19 protein-coding genes are annotated in these 18,835 nt (G+C 36.7%); 18 read left to right on the plus strand and 1 reads right to left on the minus strand.

Annotation, left to right across the window (positions count from 1 at the left end; translation table 11 throughout):
- The first annotated feature begins 5 nt into the window (after positions 1–5).
- From AWW78_RS02730 to AWW78_RS02775, 10 genes are read left to right on the plus strand one after another with little or no spacing between them, the layout of a single operon-like run.
- On the plus strand, positions 6–296 hold the full coding sequence (locus AWW78_RS02730) for an acylphosphatase (protein WP_047134102.1): 291 nt from the start codon (positions 6–8) through the stop codon (positions 294–296).
- Positions 296–781, plus strand: coding sequence for a 2-C-methyl-D-erythritol 2,4-cyclodiphosphate synthase (gene ispF, locus AWW78_RS02735; RefSeq protein WP_176693894.1), 486 nt, complete (start codon positions 296–298; stop codon positions 779–781). Before AWW78_RS02730 ends, ispF begins: the two co-directional genes overlap by 1 nt.
- On the plus strand, positions 781–1,395 hold the full coding sequence (locus AWW78_RS02740) for a DedA family protein (RefSeq protein ID WP_047134103.1): 615 nt from the start codon (positions 781–783) through the stop codon (positions 1,393–1,395). Before ispF ends, AWW78_RS02740 begins: the two co-directional genes overlap by 1 nt.
- Positions 1,392–1,976 (plus strand): phosphatase PAP2 family protein, encoded by a 585-nt coding sequence (locus tag AWW78_RS02745; protein WP_047134104.1) that lies wholly within the window; start codon positions 1,392–1,394, stop codon positions 1,974–1,976. The genes AWW78_RS02740 and AWW78_RS02745 overlap by 4 nt, the downstream gene beginning before the upstream one ends.
- Positions 1,915–3,591, plus strand: a complete 1,677-nt coding sequence (gene lnt, locus AWW78_RS02750) for an apolipoprotein N-acyltransferase (protein WP_047134105.1) — start codon at positions 1,915–1,917, stop codon at positions 3,589–3,591. The genes AWW78_RS02745 and lnt overlap by 62 nt, the downstream gene beginning before the upstream one ends.
- Entirely contained in the window at positions 3,588–5,324 is a 1,737-nt protein-coding gene (locus AWW78_RS02755) for a DUF885 domain-containing protein (protein WP_075426065.1), read from the plus strand. The genes lnt and AWW78_RS02755 overlap by 4 nt, the downstream gene beginning before the upstream one ends.
- Positions 5,325–5,346: 22 nt before the next feature.
- Positions 5,347–5,988, plus strand: coding sequence for a class I SAM-dependent methyltransferase (locus AWW78_RS02760; protein WP_047134106.1), 642 nt, complete (start codon positions 5,347–5,349; stop codon positions 5,986–5,988).
- Positions 5,989–5,993: 5 nt separating this feature from the next.
- Positions 5,994–6,536 (plus strand): shikimate kinase, encoded by a 543-nt coding sequence (locus AWW78_RS02765; RefSeq protein ID WP_047134107.1) that lies wholly within the window; start codon positions 5,994–5,996, stop codon positions 6,534–6,536.
- The gene (aroB, locus tag AWW78_RS02770) at positions 6,529–7,641 is read left to right on the plus strand and encodes a 3-dehydroquinate synthase (protein WP_075426069.1); all 1,113 of its coding nucleotides are present in this window, start codon (positions 6,529–6,531) and stop codon (positions 7,639–7,641) included. Before AWW78_RS02765 ends, aroB begins: the two co-directional genes overlap by 8 nt.
- A complete protein-coding gene (locus tag AWW78_RS02775; RefSeq protein WP_075426066.1) occupies positions 7,638–9,488 on the plus strand; it encodes a glycoside hydrolase family 10-like protein in 1,851 nt (616 codons plus the stop codon). Before aroB ends, AWW78_RS02775 begins: the two co-directional genes overlap by 4 nt.
- 12 nt (positions 9,489–9,500) lie before the next feature.
- On the opposite strand, the gene aspS is transcribed toward AWW78_RS02775, so the two are convergent.
- On the minus strand, positions 9,501–11,273 hold the full coding sequence (gene aspS, locus AWW78_RS02780) for an aspartate--tRNA ligase (protein ID WP_047134108.1): 1,773 nt from the start codon (positions 11,271–11,273) through the stop codon (positions 9,501–9,503).
- 230 nt (positions 11,274–11,503) lie between these two features.
- On the opposite strand from aspS, the gene AWW78_RS02785 reads away from it, so the two are divergent.
- Genes AWW78_RS02785 through AWW78_RS02820 form a run of 8 tightly spaced genes read left to right on the plus strand, consistent with a single transcriptional unit; the run spans position 11,504 to position 18,697 of the window.
- The gene (locus AWW78_RS02785; RefSeq protein ID WP_047134109.1) at positions 11,504–11,899 is read left to right on the plus strand and encodes a response regulator; all 396 of its coding nucleotides are present in this window, start codon (positions 11,504–11,506) and stop codon (positions 11,897–11,899) included.
- A gap of 5 nt (positions 11,900–11,904) precedes the next feature.
- Positions 11,905–12,426 (plus strand): ABC transporter substrate binding protein, encoded by a 522-nt coding sequence (locus AWW78_RS02790; protein ID WP_176693949.1) that lies wholly within the window; start codon positions 11,905–11,907, stop codon positions 12,424–12,426.
- On the plus strand, positions 12,413–14,284 hold the full coding sequence (locus tag AWW78_RS02795; protein ID WP_075426067.1) for a methyl-accepting chemotaxis protein: 1,872 nt from the start codon (positions 12,413–12,415) through the stop codon (positions 14,282–14,284). The genes AWW78_RS02790 and AWW78_RS02795 overlap by 14 nt, the downstream gene beginning before the upstream one ends.
- A gap of 22 nt (positions 14,285–14,306) precedes the next feature.
- Positions 14,307–14,816: a chemotaxis protein CheW gene (locus AWW78_RS02800; RefSeq protein WP_047134111.1), complete on the plus strand. Its 510-nt coding sequence runs from the start codon at positions 14,307–14,309 to the stop codon at positions 14,814–14,816.
- Positions 14,806–16,128, plus strand: coding sequence for a DUF342 domain-containing protein (locus tag AWW78_RS02805; RefSeq protein WP_047134112.1), 1,323 nt, complete (start codon positions 14,806–14,808; stop codon positions 16,126–16,128). Before AWW78_RS02800 ends, AWW78_RS02805 begins: the two co-directional genes overlap by 11 nt.
- Positions 16,125–17,414 (plus strand): HEAT repeat domain-containing protein, encoded by a 1,290-nt coding sequence (locus tag AWW78_RS02810; RefSeq protein ID WP_047134113.1) that lies wholly within the window; start codon positions 16,125–16,127, stop codon positions 17,412–17,414. The genes AWW78_RS02805 and AWW78_RS02810 overlap by 4 nt, the downstream gene beginning before the upstream one ends.
- 36 nt (positions 17,415–17,450) lie before the next feature.
- Positions 17,451–18,317: a CheR family methyltransferase gene (locus tag AWW78_RS02815; RefSeq protein WP_159421223.1), complete on the plus strand. Its 867-nt coding sequence runs from the start codon at positions 17,451–17,453 to the stop codon at positions 18,315–18,317.
- Between the two features lie 11 nt (positions 18,318–18,328).
- Positions 18,329–18,697, plus strand: coding sequence for a response regulator (locus AWW78_RS02820; protein WP_047134115.1), 369 nt, complete (start codon positions 18,329–18,331; stop codon positions 18,695–18,697).
- Positions 18,698–18,835: the final 138 nt, after the last annotated feature.

Raw genomic sequence — 18,835 nt, forward strand, 5'->3', positions numbered from 1 at the left:
GAGCCATGTCTGGGGATTATGTTTGCGCACATATAATCGTTAAAGGTCTTGTTCAAGGTGTCGGGTTTAGATGGTTCGTCCAAAAGCACGCTAATCATCTCGGACTAAAAGGATGGACAAGAAATCTAAGCAATGGAGATGTCGAGATTGAAGTTGAGGGTGAACGCTCGCTTGTTGAAGAGCTGATAAAACTTGTAAAAGTTGGACCAAGGTATGCGCAGGTTGAAGATGTCCAAATAACTTGGAAACCTTACGAGGCTAAATATAAATCTTTTGAAATAAAGGGTTGGCTTTGATCTTGAGGATTGGAATTGGTTATGACATACATCCGCTCGTTGAAGGTCGAAAACTTTACATTGGTGGAGTTGAAATTCCATCTAACAAGGGCTCACTTGGACATTCCGATGGCGATGTGTTGATCCATGCAATTTGCGATGCTTTGCTCGGTGCTTTGGGGTTTGGAAACATTGGGGAGTTATTTCCAGATACAGATGAAAAATATAAAAATGCGAGAAGCGAGATTTTTCTTAAAGATGTTAAAAAAATACTTGATGAAAAAAATTTTGAAATAGTAAACATCGACTCAACCGTGATACTTGAGGAGGTCAAACTTTCTCCATTCGTTGGAGAGATGAAAAAGAAAATATCTTCGATTTTGGAGATCCCTTTTGATAAGATTTCCATCAAACCGAAGAGAAACGAGAAGTTTGATGCGATAGGGAAGGGAGACGCTCTTGCGTGTTTTGCTGTTGTTCTAATAAAATCAAAAGTAAGCGAGTAATGGAGACAAAACAGATTCTGGATTTCATTTTAAGCGTTGACAATGTATGGATTTATCTTGTGATTTTTTTCTTCGCTTATGTTGAAAATGTCTTTCCGCCTTCGCCGAGCGATGTTATCGTTGTTTTTTGCGCTTCTTTGTCAGGGCTTGGAAAAACTGATTTTACTCTCACTCTTATTTCCGCTGTTTTGGGTAGCACGCTTGGATTCATAACTATGTACTTCATCGGCGATAAATTTGGTGATGAGATAATCGAAAAGGGGAAAATCAAGTTCATAAATCCTGAAAATGTGAAGAAGGTGGAGGTACTTTTTTCAAAATATGGATACTTTCTCATTGTTATAAACAGGTTTCTCGCGGGGACGAGGGCTTTCGTTGCGTTTTTTGCTGGACTTGGGGAATATGATTTGAAAAAATCAATTTTGCTTTCTTTTATCAGCGCTTCTCTATGGTATCTAATCCTTGTGACAAGTGGCAAAATTTTAGGAGAGAATTGGCATTTGATAGCTGATGTAATTTCAGGTTATAGTAAGGTTGTAACTGCAATACTTACGCTTGTTGTGATCGTTTTTGTCTTGAGAAGTTTTTTGAAAAGTAAAAAAAGAAAACCTTGATTCAAGAACTTTTGCAAATCGATAAAGCACTTTTCTATTTTTTCAATGTTAAAATTGCGAATCCTGTTTTCGACATTTTAATGCCATTTATAACTAAAGATGTAAACTTGAGAATTTTCCTTGTTCTTATCTGGATTGGACTTTTAATTTTCGGGGGCAAGAACGGAAGAATAGTTGCAATTCTTTTAATCCCAGCAATTGCGATAAGCGACCAATTGAGCAGTCATATCATAAAACCATTGGTCAGCAGGATAAGACCATGTCATGAGCTTGAAGGTGTGAGGTTGCTTGTTGGGTGTGGAAGTGGTTTGTCTTTTCCATCAAGTCATGCGGTTAATAGTTTCACTGTTGCAACTTTAATATCAAGATTTTACAAAAAACACGCTGTATACCTTTTCTCTTTTTCTTTTCTTGTTTCGTTTTCAAGAATTTATGTCGGGGTTCATTATCCAGCCGATGTCGTTGCTGGGATGGTAATTGGCTTAATTGTTGGATTTAGTGTGGTTTATCTTTGGATTTATGGAAGCGAACTTTACAAAAATAAATTCAGCGCTGGAGTTGAAAAAGGAAAAAATTTTTAACGAGAAATTTTGGCTCTCATTTGCAACTGGAATTTTGCTTTCACTTTCATTTCCACCGTTAAAGACAGGTTTTTTTGCGATGGTTGGATTTGTCCCACTTTTGTTTTTGATCGATAAGATTGAGAATTACAAGCAACTTTTTATCTACTCTTATTTTTCCTTTTTCTTTTTCAACCTGTTCACTCTTTATTGGGTTGGTGGATGGTCGAAGGAAGCAGATCCATTTTTGATGGTTGGATGTGTGCTTTTAATTTTGTTTCATCCAATCCTTTTCTTTCTCCCGATATGGTTTTATATGTTCGTTAAAAGAAAAATCGGCGGTAAAGTTCATCTTTTCATTTTCCCATTTGTCTATGTTCTTTTTGAATATTTTCGCTCGATAACTGAATTAGCCTTTCCATGGTTAACGCTTGGGAACACACAAACATATTTTATCGAAAAGATTCAATTTATCGAATTTACGGGCGTTTATGGGCTATCTTTTTTAATTCTTGTTGTGAATGTTTTCTTTTATCTTGCGATTAAGGAAATTTTCGCTTGCAGAAAAATTCTTTCTAAAAATGTTTTGATCTATCTACTTTCGGGCATTTTGATTTACATCGCACCTGATTTCTATGGGATGTTTGTTTTGAAGAATTCCGAAAAATCTTCTTCTAAAATACTTAAAGTTGGTTTGATTCAACCAGACTTAAATCCGTGGTTGAAGTGGGAGGGGACGCTCGGTGAACAGCTTGAGCTTTACATGGGCATGACAAGAGAAATAATTAAAGCTGATCCAGATGTTGAATTAGTTGTCTATCCAGAGACGGCGATAACTTATTATTTTCTTCTTTCGCCGTATCGTTATTACTTTAACTGGTTTAAAAGTTGGATCGACAGTCTAAATGTGGCTATATTGACGGGTTTTCCAGATGCTAAGTTTTATGAGAATCCTTCAGATGCCCCACCGAGCAGTCATCTCATAAAAGAAACGGGTCAAAGATACGATGCGTTTAATGCGATGGGTTTATTTCTACCAAACTCGAATAGAATTCAAAAATATGCAAAAATGATACTTGTCCCATTTGTGGAGCGTTTACCTTATGCGGATACATTTCATTTTTTGATTGAGCCGTTACAGTGGGGCGTTGGGATAAGCAATTGGGCGAAGGGGAAGGATACAACAGTTTTTGAAATGAGAAGAAGAAACGGTGAACTTGTTAAATTTTCAGGTGTGGTTTGTTATGAATCAATTTATCCATCGCTTGTCCGTGAGTTTGTGAAAAGAGATGCACAATTTCTCGTCGTCATCACAAATGACAGTTGGTATGGAAATACATCTGGACCGTATCAGCACTTTCAATATTCAATTTTGAGGGCGGTTGAGAATAGAAGAAGCATAGTAAGGTGTGCAAATGGTGGGATATCGGGCTTTATCGACCCATATGGTAGAGTTCAAAAGAAAACAAAATTTCATGAGAGAACACAAATCGCTGATGCGATAAAGTTAAACGACGAAAAGACTTTTTACACGAAACATGGGGATATAATAGTTTACATTTCGTTCTATTTAACAATTTTTGTTTTTGCCTTCGCTATATTCAAAAACTTTAAACAAAGGAGGGTGGCAAAATGAAGTTAAAACTAATCTTCACTTTTATGATGCTAATTTTCATTTTAGGTTGTGCAAGGCAAACTGAAGATGAAAAGTTTTCAAGGCTCGTGGATAAGTTCATGGATGAATATTTCAAGCATCATCCTGTCAGTGCAACTTGGGTTGGGTATCATAAATATGATAATTTGCTCGACGATTTTTCTGAGAGAACGTTGAAGGAAAGACTTGAATGGTTAAAAAGCTATAGGGAGAAATTTTCAAAATTTGACCTGAAAAAACTTTCAAAAGATAATAGTATTGACTGCCGTATTTTATTGGAAGAGATTGATGAGAGAATTTTTAATCTTGAGGAGTTGAAAGAATACGAGTGGAATCCGTTGATTTATAACTCGGTGATAGGTGATGGTTTGATGTATTTAATAACTCAGGATTTCGCACCAGCGGAGGAGAGATTGAAAAACGCCCTTGAGAGGGTGAAACAAATTCCAAACTTTATTGAGCAAGCGAAGAAAAATTTGAAAGATGCGCCACAAATTCACATTGAAACAGCGATAAGACAAAATAAAGGGAACATCAACATCTTAAAAAATGATTTGATGAAATTTGCTGATACTTTGAAGATATCTGATGAATTGAGGTCAGAGCTAAAGAAAGCGGTTGAAGCTGGAGTTAAATCGCTTGAAGAATATGGAAGGTGGCTCGAAAATGAGTTGAAGCCAAAGTCGAAGCGTGATTTTAGGCTTGGCAAGGAACTTTACTATAAAAAGATGAAATATTATTTGAAATCGAACTTAACCCCAGATGAAATCCTTGATCTCGCCGAAAGGGAGAAGGAAAAAACTCATAACGAGATGTATCAAATCGCATTGCCACTTTACAAGTATTACTACGGCAGAGAACCAAAGGGAATGGATAAATTATCGGTTATAAAAGCGGTGCTTGATAAAATTGTCCTTGAGCATCCGAGACCATCAGAGATTATGGATAGGATAAAATCTGATTTAAATTATTTAACGCAATTTATCAAAGAGAAAAATCTCTTAACACTTGACGAAAGCAAGCCACTTGTTGTTAGAGAAACACCCGAATATCAGCGTGGTGTTTCGGTTGCGTCGCTTGAGGCACCAGGACCGTTAGAGAAAAATATGAAAACATTTTATAATGTCTCTCCTATTCCAGAGGATTGGACTCCTGAACAGGTTGAATCATATCTTCGTGAGTATAATTACTACTCACTTTTGGAGCTGAGCATCCATGAGGCGATCCCAGGGCATTATGTCCAGCTTTACTATTCAAACCGTTGTCCATCAATTGTGAGAAGTGTTTTTTGGAGTGGTCCAATGGTTGAGGGTTGGGCTGTTTATGCAGAAAGATTGATGATTGAAAACGGAATTTTAAACAATGATCCGAAGATGAAATTAATTCACTTGAAGTGGTATATCAGGGTTATAATAAATGCGATACTTGATCACAAAATTCACGCTGGAAATATGACTCAGGAGGAAGCGTTGTCCCTTATGATGAAAGAAGGATTTCAAGAGAGAGCCGAGGCTGAAGGAAAATGGAGGAGGGCGTGTCTTACTTCGGCTCAGCTTTCAAGCTACTTCACAGGATTTCAAGAGATAATGGCGTTGAGAGATGAGTATATGAAGTTGAAAGGGGATAAGTTTAACATCAAAGAATTTAACGAAAACCTGCTCTCGCACGGTTCACCCCCTGTAAAATATCTGCGTGAAATTTTGCTTCAATTGTAAAAACAAATAATAAAATTTTGATTTGCTGACATTTGAAATTTTAGATAAAAAAATTTTCATCGAATCACCTATTGATCCAATTGACAGTGGTAAAGCGATAGACGATGTTGTAGAGAAATATTCTGTTGATGACAATATTCCTTTTTGGATTGAGGTTTGGCCTTCAGCGGTTGTTCTTGCGGAGTTCATTCTTGGAAGGGATGAGTTTACGAATAAAAAAGTTCTCGAACTTGGGTGTGGGCTTGGGTTGACGAGCGTAGCCCTTGGGCTCAAAGATGCTATTATTACTGCAACTGACTATGAAATGATGGCTTTGCAGTATGCAAGAAGAAATTACATAAGAAACATCGGCGATGAAAAAAATGCAAAATTTATTTATCTTGATTGGAGACATCCATTTATTTCTGAAAAATTTGACTTTGTAATTGGTGCGGACATAATTTATGAACGCAGCTTGTTTGGCGATTTGGTAAATGTTTTAAAAGCTACGATGATGCCACAATCCATTTGCTATTTGGCTGATCCAAATAGAATAACTTCGCGTGAGTTCTTTGAAATTTTAAAGGATGAAAATTTCAGTTTTGAGACAGTGTTGAAAAAAGAAATCATGTATAAGGGAACGAAGGCAGTTGTATTAATTTACAGGATAAAAAAATTGGATTGAATTGTATGCGTAAATCGCTTGTTTTTTTAACTGGATTTATGGGAAGCGGAAAAAGTACGATTGGACCATTGCTTGCGCAGCATCTTGGATATGATTTTCTTGATGTCGATGACCTAATTGAAGATATTGAAGGCAAAAAGATAGTCGATATATTTCGCGAAAAGGGCGAGATTTATTTTAGAAACATTGAGCGAAAAATTTTAATCGAAACGGTGTTAAAACTGTCAAGATTTGTTGTAGCTCTCGGTGGTGGAACCATCACATTTGCTGATAATCTTTATCTTGTAAAGGAGTCAGGCATTTTAATTTATTTGATGGCAAACCCCGAAGTCTTGCTTCAAAGAATAAAATATAAAACGGATCGACCCCTTTTACTCGACCATCAGGGAAATATTTTACCGGAGAAATTGCTCTTTGAGAGAATTTTATCATTGCTGAAAATGAGGGAACCGTTTTATTTACAAGCTGATATTTTAGTTTCGACGGAAAAAAGCATTGAGGAAACCATCGATGAAATTTTAAATAAACTTGAAGGCAAAATTGCATAAAATCATTTTGAGTTTGAAAAATACAAGATACCCGATCTACATCGGGAATGAAATTTTTAGTAAATTTCCATCTCTTTGCAAGAAACATGGAATAAAACCACACCTGGCTGTTATAACTGATAAAATTGTTTCTGAATTGTACTTAGATGAACTTTTAAGCATTTTAAAAAGGGGTGGATTTAGCCCGGAGGTTATAATTGTAAATCCTGGGGAGACGAGCAAAAGTTTATCTGTCCTTTCGAAAATTATCACACAATTGATTCAGATGAAATTGCGTCGTGATGAAACTATAGTTGCTTTTGGTGGTGGAGTTATCGGAGACCTTGCTGGATTTGCTTCAGCGATTTATCTTCGTGGTGTGAATTTAATTCAATTTCCAACCACTCTTCTTGCGATGGTTGATAGTTCAATAGGTGGAAAAGTTGGGATTGATCATAAGCTTGGGAAAAATTTAATAGGTGCTTTTCATCATCCTGTTTTTGTTTTTTCAGATATAAGTTTTTTAAAAACCTTGCCGAAGCGTGAGATTATTTGTGGACTTGGTGAGGTGGTTAAGTGTGGAATAATAATGGATGCGGAAATTTTTAAAATGATTGAGACAAATTTTGAAAGCGTGTTAAATCTTAATCCTAAAATCGTTCAAAATCTCGTGTTAAGGTCGGCTATGGTTAAATCTCGCATTGTTAGTAAAGATGAAAAGGAGAAAAGATTGAGGATGGTTTTAAATTTCGGGCATACGATTGGCCATGGCATAGAGGCATCGCTTAATTATAAAAGATTGAAACATGGTGAAGCTGTTATGTTTGGGATGCTTGGGGAAAGTTTTATTTCTTTAAACAGGGGCATTTTAAGTTTGGATGAATTTGAAAGAATAAAAAGGGTCATTTTTAAAATTGGGGTTGTTTTTCCGCAAAAACTTCTTGAAAGAAACTTGATTTTGAAATATATTGGCTACGACAAGAAAATTTTATCAGAGCGATTAAATATGTATCTGCCCATCAAGATCGGTAAGATGAAATTTTTTGACGATATCAATTTTGATGAAATTGAAAGAGCTGTGGATTTTCTATTTGAGCAAAACAAAATTAAACTAACTTCTACATGAGAAAACTTTACAGCTTTATTTTATCCATCCTTTTAATTTCAAATCTTTTCTCGCAAGTTTATCCAAAGAGGGAAACTCGGGCAGTGTGGCTCACAACGGTTTATGGGCTTGACTGGCCAACTGCAAAAGCAACAAGTTCAAGCGGAATTCAACAACAAAAGAATGAATTAATTCAAATCCTTGACAATTTGAAATCCGCAAATTTTAACACGGTTATAATGCAAGTTCGTGCCCGTGGTGATTTAATTTATCCAAGCCAATATGAGCCGTGGGCAACTTCTTTAACTGGAACACTTGGTCGAAACCCTGGATATGATCCATTAAAGTTTGCAATTGAGGAAACTCACAAACGTGGGATGGAATTCCATGCATGGTGGAATGTTGTTAAAGTTAAAGATGATTCAACGCTTCCACCTAATACAAATCCACCGCATATAGTCTTGCGTCATCCTGAATATGTTAAGTATTACAAACCTAATAACGAATGGTGGATTGATATGGGAAAACCCGAGGCAAGAAATTATTTGATAAATGTTGTTATGGAACTCGTGCGAAATTACGATATTGATGGAATACATTTTGATTTTATAAGGTACCCAAATCCTGATTTTCCAGATAGCGATACATATGCGCTTTACGCAAATGAGTATCCAGATATAAACGAGTGGAGGAGAGAGAACATAAATAAGTTTGTAAGGGCTGTGTATGATAGCATAAAGCGAGTGAAACCGTGGGTTAAGGTTGGCTCAGCACCCATTGGAATTTACAGAAATATATGCGATTCAAGCGGTGTTTATATCTATTCTCGAAATTGTGGTTCATGTCCAAGTGGTACAACGCCAGTTGCAACGGGATGGCAAGCGTATTGCTCTATTTATCAGGATTCAAGAAGATGGTTGATGGAGGGTAAACATGATTATCATTCACCCCAAATTTATTGGAATATAGCTGACAATCCTAAATTTAATGTTCTTGCTCGAGATTGGAGAAATAACAGCTATGGCAGGCATATTTACGCTGGCTCCGCTGCATATAGAATGGACTCAAATTCAGGAAATTGGGAAGTTTCTGAGATACTTTCACAAATAGATACAACCAGGGCGGTTGGAGCTGAAGGTAATACTTTTTTCAGATACAAATCTTTGCTTTTGAAAGGGTTGATTGATAGTTTGAAAAGTTCAAGGTATAAATATTTTGCTTTTATTCCGACGATGCCGTGGATTGATGCGGTGCCTCCAAATTCGCCATTTAATTTAATCACTCGAAAGACTTCAGATAGGGTGTTTGAGCTTATTTGGAGTAATCCCGGCTTAGCGTCGGATGGAGATAGTGTCAAGTACTATGCAATTTACAAATCTGAAACATCACCAGTTGATGTGGGTGATATAAAAAATCTTGTTGCCGTAGTTGAAGGTTCAAGGGTAAGCTATTCTGTGCAAATTGAAGATCCCAGTAAAAGATACTATTTTGTTGTAACTGCTTTTGATAAACTTCATAATGAAAGCTTACCTTCAAATGAGGTTTCGACGATCCCGGTTTTCGTTGCTGAATTTGGGGAGGGAATGCCGAATAAATTTGAATTGTACCAAAATTATCCGAATCCATTTAACAGTGAAACTATCATTGAGTTTGATTTACCCTTTGATTCATGGGTTAGTTTGAAGATTTATAATGTTCTTGGCCAGGAAGTAAAAACCCTCGTTGATGAATTAAAAAGAGCGGGGAAGCATAAAGTCGTTTGGGATGGACGGAATGAAGAAGGTAGCCCCGTCACATCTGGAATTTATTTCTGTAAGATGGTTGCTGGAACCTTCGCAAAAAGCATCAAGGTAGTTTTGGTGAAGTAGTTAAGGCATTTATTAGTCTTCCCTTTTAATCTGAATGTGAAGCTCCTCAAGTTGTTTTGGATCGACTTCAGAAGGTGCCTCATCCATAAGTGAGATGGCGCTGCTTGTCTTTGGGAACGCTATGACATCGCGAATTGATTTCATACCTGTGAAAAGCATAACAAGTCGGTCAAAGCCGAATGCAATTCCACCGTGCGGAGGCGCTCCATATTTAAATGCTTCGATGAGAAAACCAAATTTTCTTTTCGCTTCTTCTTCTGAAATACCAAGAAGTTTGAAAATTTTCTGTTGAAGTTCAGCATCATGTATTCTTATACTTCCACCTGCTATTTCATTGCCGTTTAAAACAAGATCATAGGCTCTTGCACGAACTTTTCCAGGGTCAACGTCAAGTAGCTCAATATCTTCGATTTTCGGTGCTGTAAATGGATGATGTACGGAGACCCAACGATTTTCTTCGTCATCCCATTCAAGCAGTGGGAAATCGACGATCCAGGCAAGTTTAAAATCATCTTCATCGATTAAGTTTAATTTTCTCCCAAGCTCAAGCCGTATATTTCCGAGGATTGAGTAAATTTTCTCCGGTTTATCTGAAATTAAAATTATCAAATCACCATCTTTTGAATTCATTTGTTGTTTTAATTTTTGAAGTGAAAATTTGGACATATATTTTGCAACTGGAGATTCAAGTTCACCATTTTCAACTTTGAAATGGATAAGTCCACCAGCACCGTAATTTTTTGCAAGGGTTGTTATTTCATCAATTTGCTTTCTTGAATAATTTCCACACCCCTGCAAATTTAATCCGCAAATTAAGTTCCCATTTTCTATGGCTTCTCTGAATACTTTAAATTCAGTGCCTTTAAAAATATCTGTGACATTTACAATCTTTAGGTCAAATCTTAAATCGGGTTTATCCGTCCCATAAGTTTGAATTGCTTCGGTGTAAGGTATCCTTGGGAATGGCGTTGGGATTTCAATGTTTTTAATTTCCTTAAATAATCTAACCATCAAACCTTCAACGATGTTGAAAACATCTTCTTCCGTTACAAATGACATTTCAACATCGATTTGTGTAAATTCGGGTTGTCTATCTGCTCTTAGGTCTTCATCTCTGAAACATTTGACAATTTGAAAATATCTGTCAAATCCAGCAACCATCAAGATTTGTTTATAAAGCTGGGGTGATTGTGGAAGAGCATAAAATTTTCCAGGATGAATTCTGCTTGGGACGAGAAAATCTCTTGCCCCTTCGGGTGTGCTTTTAACAAGGAAAGATGTCTCTATTTCAAGAAAATTATTTTCATCAAAGTATTTTCTGACGATTTGGGCCATTTTATGTCTTATCAGGAAATTTGCTTGCATCGAAGGTCTTCTGAGGTCGAGGTATCTATATTTAAGGCGAAGCTCTTCGGAGACATTTATATCATCTTCGATTAAAAAAGGTGGATTTTCAGATTTGCTTAAAATTTGGACTTCATCTACTAGCACATCAATTTCACCCGTTGGAAGCGATGGGTTTTCAGCTCCCTTGGGCCTACGCTCGACTTTTCCAGTTACTGAAATTACATATTCGGATTTTAATTCCTTTGCGATTTGATATGCTTCTAAGTTATGCTGGGGGGAGAAGACAATTTGTGTTTTTCCGTAGCGATCTCTAAGGTCGATGAAAATTAAGCCCCCAAGATCCCTTCTTCTGTCCACCCAACCGTTTAATGTAACTGTTTTTCCGACATCAGTTGCTCTTAATTCTCCACAAGTATGGGTTCTTTTCTTAAAAATCATTATCTTCGCCGTTTCATTTTTTTCAAAAATATATTAAATCCACGCCTCATTATCAAGCAATTGAAGAATGATGTTTAACTTTGTTCAACTTATCTGTGCAAGTGTTTAATATTAGCCATCAACTTTGAAATATATACTCAAAATTTGCGAAAAATTAAAACGATAAAGGGTGGCATAAATTTTGAACTGAGGAAAGGTGATTTGAAAGAACGATATGGAGATTTAGACAAGTGCAAAAGATCATTTTGCTTGTTGACGACAATGAGGTTGTGAGAATAACTTTGAAGGAATTTTTGACGCTGCTGGGCTTGGTGGTTATTGAAGCCAGCAATGGTAAAGAAGGACTTGAAAAAGCTCTCAGCAGTGAATTTCACATTTTGATCACTGACTACAAAATGCCTGATATGACAGGAATTGAAATGTTAAAAGAGATTCTAAAGTTTAAGCAAAATTTTAAGGTTGTTATTTTAACTGGTTTTGCAAATGAGATTGACAACGAGGTTATTAAAAAGTTGGGTGTTGTCGCAGTTTTGGAAAAGCCCGTTGCTCTTGGGGTACTTGAAAAGTTGATAACTCAACTTTTAGCAAATTCAAACCATAATAATCATAATAATAAAGAGGGATGACAAAAATGAAGAAGGCAATTTTTCTTCTGATATTTTTTCAATCCCTTGTCTTTGCTCAAAAGGGTACGCCACTGCAATATCTCTATTTGATGAAGTCTTTCAAGCCGGAGATTCAAAAGGTTGGAGTGATTTGTGATTTGAGTAGGAATCGGGGAATTGTAGAAAAGCTTCAACGTCCTGCTTTTTCGATCGGGGTTAAAATTATTGTGGTAGATGTAAGAGAATTGAAAGATGTATCACGAGGGTTTGAGGAGTTGGTGAATAATAGTGTTGATTTCATTTGGATTTTTAGTGAGGACGATGTATCCACGCAACCGGTAGCAAGGGAATATATTTTTAAGAATGCCCTTTTGAAGAAAATTCCGGTTGCGGTTTCAAATTTGGAACTCGTTAAAGAAGGCGCCCTTTTCTCACTTGAAGTTTCGGGGGAAGAGATTAAAGTTTATGTGAATAACAAAGTTGCAAGTGCGCTTCAACTAACAGTTCCAGAAAACTATAAGGAGAGGGTTCAATATGTGGCTAATTAGGAAATTCAACAATCTTAAATGGCGTTATAAAACTTTCATTGGGATTGAATTAATTGTTATTGTTATCGCTTTGGTAGTTTCTGTTATTTATTCGATAATTCTTGGCAGGGAGATGGAAAGACAATTTTTAAAAAGAGCTGAATCTATAGTTAAAGGATTTTCATCTAATTCTATTTATGGAATCTTGCTGCAAGATACAAATCAGTTAAATCAGTTAATCGAAAGTTTTTACGAAGATGGTTTTACAAGATATATCGCTGTGTATAGTTCTGATGGCAAGGTGCTTGTTGAGAAAAACCTTAAGATTTTACCTGATGAAAGAAAGAAGTTAAGGGATTTTAAGGGGGATATGGATTACACAGAATTTTCGATAGAAGTTGGTCATACACTTGACCTTCAAGCTAAAGTTTACCGTGAAGCTAATCTCGTGGGGTATGTGAGATTTGGCTTTGCGAAGGATGAAATAAACGCGGTTATATCGAAGGCGCATTTTATAAATTTTGCTTTTATTGCGTTTGCAATTTTGCTTGGTTTAGCTTTTGGATATCTTGTAGTAGTATTATTTGTGAAGCCCGTTGAGAAAATTCGTCATGCGGCTGAATTAGTCGCACAAGGCGATATCAATGTTGCGATTGCTGATAAATCTGCTGAGGGGAATGATGAGATTGGATCCTTAATGAAATCATTTAATAAAATGGTTGAAAATATCAAAAACGCAATTGAGGAGGTAACTTCTCAACGAGAGGTAGCGGAAAAATTGCGAGTTGAAGCAGATGAAGCCAGAAAAAGAGCGCAGGAGCAGCAAAGATATTTAGAGGATCAATTCAGGAAAATCTCTGATGTGGTTGAATCTGTTGCAAATGGGGATTTAACGAAGGAGGCAGTTGCTGAAAAGGATGACGAAGTTGGGATGCTTGTTAAAAAACTTAACAAAATGATAAATGATTTAAGAGTTTTGATAAAAGAAATCATTGATTCGAGCAATGCGGTTGCTAATTCGACATCGCAGATAAGTAGCTCAGCCGAGGAAATGTCGGCAGCGGTCCAGGATCAAGCGAGGCAAATTTCGGAGGTTGTTTCAGCGATTGAGGAGATGTCAAAGACAATAATTGAAAACGCACATCAAGCGGAAAGGGTAGCAGAACTTGCCCGCGAGAATAGTTCATCTGCGACTGAGGGAAGCAAAGCGGTAATGTCAACAATTGAGCAGATGCATCGGCTTGCTGAGGTTGTGAGAAATTCAGCCCAAAGCGTTCAAATCCTTGGTAAAAGCAGCACCCAAATTGGCGAAATAATTGATGTGATTGAAGATATCGCAGATCAAACAAATCTGCTTGCACTTAACGCAGCGATTGAAGCAGCTCGAGCTGGCGAGCAAGGACGCGGATTTGCAGTTGTTGCCGACGAAGTTAGAAAACTGGCTGAAAGAACAATGAAGGCTACCAAGGAAATAAGCGATATGATAAAGAAAATACAAAACGATACGAATGAGGTTGTACAAATAATGAAATCGGGGTTGGAAGTTGCTGAAACAGGAATTCGGCTTGCGGATAAGGCAAATCTTGCGCTTAAACAAATTGTTCAAAATGCGGAAGATGTTGCAAGTTTAATTTCCGAGATATCGCGAGCAAATAAAGAACAATCAAGAGTTAGTGAGGACATAAGCAAGGCAGTTGAATCGATAAGTTCAATTGCAGAGCAGACATCAGCAGGGGTTCATCAAATTGCAAAAGCAGTTGATGATTTAAGCAAACTTACGGAGAAATTGAGGCAAATAGTTATGCGATTTAACATTGGCGAGACAATCGATAGAGGAAGATATGAAAAGTTCGCAAGGGTTGGTGGGAATGGTTTATAAAAAATAAAATTTGTGTTCAACAATGAGCCTTCAAGATCTTGTAAACATAGGAAATTACGAAGAAGGGCTTCAGCTGGTAAGCTTTAAAATTGGGAACGAGGAATTCGGTGTGAATATCCTCCAAGTTCAAGAAATAAATCGCCCAACTCAGATAACCCATGTTCCAAATATACCTGATTTCATTGAGGGTGTGATAAATTTAAGAGGGAAAATTGTTCCTGTTGTGAATTTGAGAAAGAAATTCGGACTCGGAGAGAAAGAATATGATAAAAATACCAGAGTTATTGTAGTTGAGCTAAATAACAAGATAGTTGGTTTTATAGTTGACAGTGTAAGTGAAGTTTTAAGGATTTCAAAAAAGGTGGTTGAGCCACCGCCAGAACTTATTTCTTCAGGAATTGATTCCGAATACATAACTGGAATAGCGAAGCTAGATGATCGACTTTTGATTTTGCTTGACCTTGAAAAAGTTTTAAGCGCTGAAGAAAAAGAATCTTTAAAAGAAGTTCCCGTTAAAACAGATGAAAATTAAAATTTCACCCGACAAACTCAGAGCTTATTTAATCGTTGAATCAAGAAATGAGATTGAAAATTTATGTGTTGACGATATTTTAAATTTTGTTAATTCAAATGGCGTCGTTCAAGGAGTTAAAATTAGCGAAATCCAAGCTTTGCTTAACGATCCCAAGGAAGGAGAATTTTTAATAGCTGAGGGTAGCCCAGCTGTAAATGGGAAAGATGGATATATTTCTTTCGAATTTGATGTGAGCCGAAAGACCCTTGTTAGAAATGTCAAGGCTGGGGAGAAGATAGCGACAGTTTATCCGCCAACGCTTGGTGTTGATGGGTTTACAGTGACAGGCGAGATTTTAAAAGCTAAATCGGGAAAACCCGCTGATGTCTTTCTCGGTCAAAATGTGTCCATTTCGGAATCGGATAGTTCTGTTATAACTGCTACATCTGATGGAAATCTCGTCGTCAATGAAGATGGAACGATCGAGGTTTCACCTGTTTTAAGCATTGAGGGTAATGTTGATGTAACCTTTGGGCCACTCAATTTTGTTGGAACATTGATAGTTAAGGGTGATATAAAATCGGGTGCTAAAGTTGATGTTGGCAAAAATCTTGAAGTTTATGGAAACATTGAGGATGCTGATGTTGAAGTTAAAGGTAATGCTCTCATAGGAGGTGGGTTTATTGGCTATGGTAAGGGGCGACTTTATGTTCATGGTAATGTTTCGCTGAGATATATAACAAATCAGAATCTTGTTGCTGACGGGGATGTAACTATAAAACGTGAGGCGGTTAACGCAAATATCACATGCGGTGGTAGGGTCATAGCAAAAGATGCGGTAATAATTGGTGGGACGATAATGTGTAAAGGTGGAATTGAGGCAAAAAGTATTGGGGGTGCGGAATATTCAAAAACGGTGATAATCATTGGGAGAAGAGATAAACAGGCGGAAAAATTAAAGAAGATAACGGCTGAAATAAGACGGCTTGAGTCATATCTTGAGGGAGTTAAATCAGAGATATATGCACTTGCACGATTAAAGATTGATTGGGGAGAGCTTCCCGAAGATCAAGAAAGGCAACTTCAAAATCTTATAAAATGGCGTGACGAGATACCAAGGCGACTTCAACACCTTGAAAAGTTGCGTAAGAATTTGCTTGATGATATGAGAAAGACGGAGAAAGCAAAATTGATTGTCTATGGCACAATATATAAAAACACTTACGTTGAAATAAATGGTGCAAAGGAAGAGATAAGTTTTGATATGAAAAACTCTGTCTTTGAGGAAGACATGGGAATAATTGTAAGAAGTAAATTACAAGAGGTATGAGTAGGGCTTATGAGACAATAATTTCGGGTTTAAGCTCGTTTGACCCTGATGAGAGAAGGTTGTCGGTTGAAGCGAGCGTTAATTTTGGTGACAGAGAAGAAGTGCTTGGGAAATTGCTTGACCTTTTAAAAGACGAGGACAAAGGAGTTCGTGATGCAGTTGCAACTGCGCTTGTTTTAATCGCTAACAGGTTTGAGAAATCAAAAAAGAAAATCGTCGAGGGAATTTGTAACCTTATTTATTGCAAGGATATTGGGGTGAGGAATTTAGCATCTGAACTGCTTTTAAAAATTGGTGAAGACGCATTTGATCAAGTTTCAAAGCTTGCAACTCATGAAGATAAAGATGTTCGAAAGATAGCTATTGATATAATTGGTTTAATGAAGGCTAAATTTGCTGTTGATTTTTTGGTGGAGAAATTAAACGATCCAGATCCAAATGTTGTAACATCAGTAATTGAAGCACTTAGAAATATTGGTGATGATAGGGTGACCAAGCATCTGATTGATATGTTTTCTAAATCGGAATTTGCCCGACTTCAAATAGTCGAAGCTCTTGGGGAAATTGGCAAAAGAGCAAAGGATAAAAAAGTTGTATGCAATTTTTTAGTTGAGGCATTTGAAATCAGCGATGATCCAATTTTGAAGGGCGCAATCGTTGAGGCACTGGGCAAGGCTGGCGATGAAAAATACATTGATTTTTTAATTGGTTTGATCCATGATGAGAATGTCGCCGTTAGGAAAATGGCAACTGTTGCAGTTGTCGAATTATGTGCTCAATTGGGGTATAAATTTGGAATGAGGGAGGATCTTTTCAAATTATTTTTTGAACAGGGCAAGGAAATTTTTGAGAGAACAGATGACTTAAACTTTAAAGTTTGCTTTTTGAAATTTGCTTCAGAACGGATCGAGCTTGACGAAGTCAAAAGCTTCATCATCCAACTTTTGGATGGAAATGGCGAGATATCTGAGAAGGCATTTGAAATTGTAAATGAGAGAGCGAAGGAGTTTATTTTGTTTTCGCTTAAAAATAGTGTTGATGATGAAAGCTTTATCAATTTAGTGGAGTTAGCGCTGTATAATTCTAAAGAAATTTTTGAGGATTCCGTGTTGAAAAACTTGGTTCTTGAAAAGCTGTTGGAGATATTTAATAGGGTCGGGGCGGAGAAAAAAATCGCTGTTTTAAACCTTATTTCATCACTTGACAAAGTTATATTTGAGGAGATTTTGCAGAAGGTTAAAATGGATTCCGATCCAATTTTAAAAGCTTATTTGATGTCAATTTGAGATGGGTTAAAATTAAAGACCTTAACAATGTTTATTATGTTGATTCAGAGAAAAAATACGGATGTTTTAGCATTAACTGATGAAGAATTTTTGGAGTTGAGAAATTTTATTGTGAGGATCACGGGTATATATTTTCCAGAGAGCAAGAAGTATTTCATCGAATCAAAACTTCGGCCAAGGGTTGAGACGCTCGGTTTGAAAACATACGGTGATTATTTGAATTATCTAAGATATTCGCCATTTCGGGGAAGCGAACTTGATGTTTTGTTCAAGTTAATCACGATAAATGAAACATATTTCTTCCGTGATGAAGCGCAGTTTGATACAATTGAGAAAGAAATTCTGCCCAAGATTATAGAATCGAAGCCACGGAACGGTTTTAGAACTTTGCGAATTTGGAGCGCGGGATGTTCAACGGGGGATGAGGCGTATACAGTTGCGATGATTTTTCTTGAAAAGATAAAGCCAAAGTATCCAGATGTTAATGTTGAAATAATCGGCACGGATATCAACAGCGCAGTGCTTGATGTGGCGAGAAGAGGGATTTACAAACGATATTCGGTGCGATATGTCCCTGAAAATTATATGAGAAAATATTTCACGATTTTAAACGATGAGGAGTTTCATTTAATTGAGGATGTTAAGAGGCTTGTTAAGTTTAAACAGCTTAATTTGATGGATAAGTTTCAAATGGTGACGATGAGAAATTTTGATCTTATTTTGCTAAGAAATGTTTTGATCTACTTTGATGAAAATTCGAGGCGTGAAGTTGTTTCGTGGATTTATGATTCGCTGAACAGGGGTGGTTATCTTATAGTTGGGTATTCGGAAAGTTTAAGAAATCTTACAAAGGCATTTAAAGTAGTTTATTTTGATAAAACGATCGGGTATAAAAAAGAGTGAGGTGAGAGATTATGACAAGAACAATACTTATTGTTGATGATTCGCCAACGATAAGAAAATTTGTCTCACTTGCTCTTGAAAACATGGGTTATAAAGTTTTGACCGCTTCGGATGGCATGGAGGTGTTTGAGGTTCTTTCACGGGCTGGATTTGTTGATCTTATAATCACGGATATAAACATGCCAAATCTTGATGGATTTGAACTTATAAAATCATTGCGCTCCGATGAAAGATTCAAGAATATCCCGATAATAATATTGTCATCCCTTTCCGATGCGGAAAGTATTGACACTGGATTAAAACTTGGGGCTAACTCTTATATCATCAAGCCCCTTAATGTTAAGAGAATCCAATATGAAGTTTCAAAATATCTAAACTAAAAGAGGTGAGGCTTCATGGTAGATGGGAAGATCAGATTTCTTGTTGTTGATGATTCACCAACGATGAGAAGCATTGTAATAATTGCTTTAAAAAACATTGGGTATACGGATATAGTTGAAGCAGAGGATGGAAAAGAT

This window comes from Candidatus Kryptonium thompsonii, from assembly GCF_001535985.1.
In the GTDB taxonomy this organism is placed as follows: domain Bacteria; phylum Bacteroidota; class Ignavibacteria; order Kryptoniales; family Kryptoniaceae; genus Kryptonium; species Kryptonium thompsonii.

What these genes read in the sequence shown, in the direction of transcription:
- aspS (WP_047134108.1), bottom strand. Translation starts at nt 11,273, where the DNA reads ATGATTTTTAAGAAAAGAACCCATACTTGTGGAGAATTAAGAGCAACT.
- AWW78_RS02815 (WP_159421223.1), top strand. Translation starts at nt 17,451, where the DNA reads ATGTTGATTCAGAGAAAAAATACGGATGTTTTAGCATTAACTGATGAA.
- AWW78_RS02740 (WP_047134103.1), top strand. Translation starts at nt 781, where the DNA reads ATGGAGACAAAACAGATTCTGGATTTCATTTTAAGCGTTGACAATGTA.
- AWW78_RS02790 (WP_176693949.1), top strand. Translation starts at nt 11,905, where the DNA reads ATGAAGAAGGCAATTTTTCTTCTGATATTTTTTCAATCCCTTGTCTTT.
- AWW78_RS02800 (WP_047134111.1), top strand. Translation starts at nt 14,307, where the DNA reads ATGAGCCTTCAAGATCTTGTAAACATAGGAAATTACGAAGAAGGGCTT.
- AWW78_RS02805 (WP_047134112.1), top strand. Translation starts at nt 14,806, where the DNA reads ATGAAAATTAAAATTTCACCCGACAAACTCAGAGCTTATTTAATCGTT.
- AWW78_RS02810 (WP_047134113.1), top strand. Translation starts at nt 16,125, where the DNA reads ATGAGTAGGGCTTATGAGACAATAATTTCGGGTTTAAGCTCGTTTGAC.
- AWW78_RS02755 (WP_075426065.1), top strand. Translation starts at nt 3,588, where the DNA reads ATGAAGTTAAAACTAATCTTCACTTTTATGATGCTAATTTTCATTTTA.
- AWW78_RS02765 (WP_047134107.1), top strand. Translation starts at nt 5,994, where the DNA reads ATGCGTAAATCGCTTGTTTTTTTAACTGGATTTATGGGAAGCGGAAAA.
- AWW78_RS02730 (WP_047134102.1), top strand. Translation starts at nt 6, where the DNA reads ATGTCTGGGGATTATGTTTGCGCACATATAATCGTTAAAGGTCTTGTT.
- AWW78_RS02820 (WP_047134115.1), top strand. Translation starts at nt 18,329, where the DNA reads ATGACAAGAACAATACTTATTGTTGATGATTCGCCAACGATAAGAAAA.
- AWW78_RS02795 (WP_075426067.1), top strand. Translation starts at nt 12,413, where the DNA reads ATGTGGCTAATTAGGAAATTCAACAATCTTAAATGGCGTTATAAAACT.
- AWW78_RS02775 (WP_075426066.1), top strand. Translation starts at nt 7,638, where the DNA reads ATGAGAAAACTTTACAGCTTTATTTTATCCATCCTTTTAATTTCAAAT.
- lnt (WP_047134105.1), top strand. Translation starts at nt 1,915, where the DNA reads ATGGAAGCGAACTTTACAAAAATAAATTCAGCGCTGGAGTTGAAAAAG.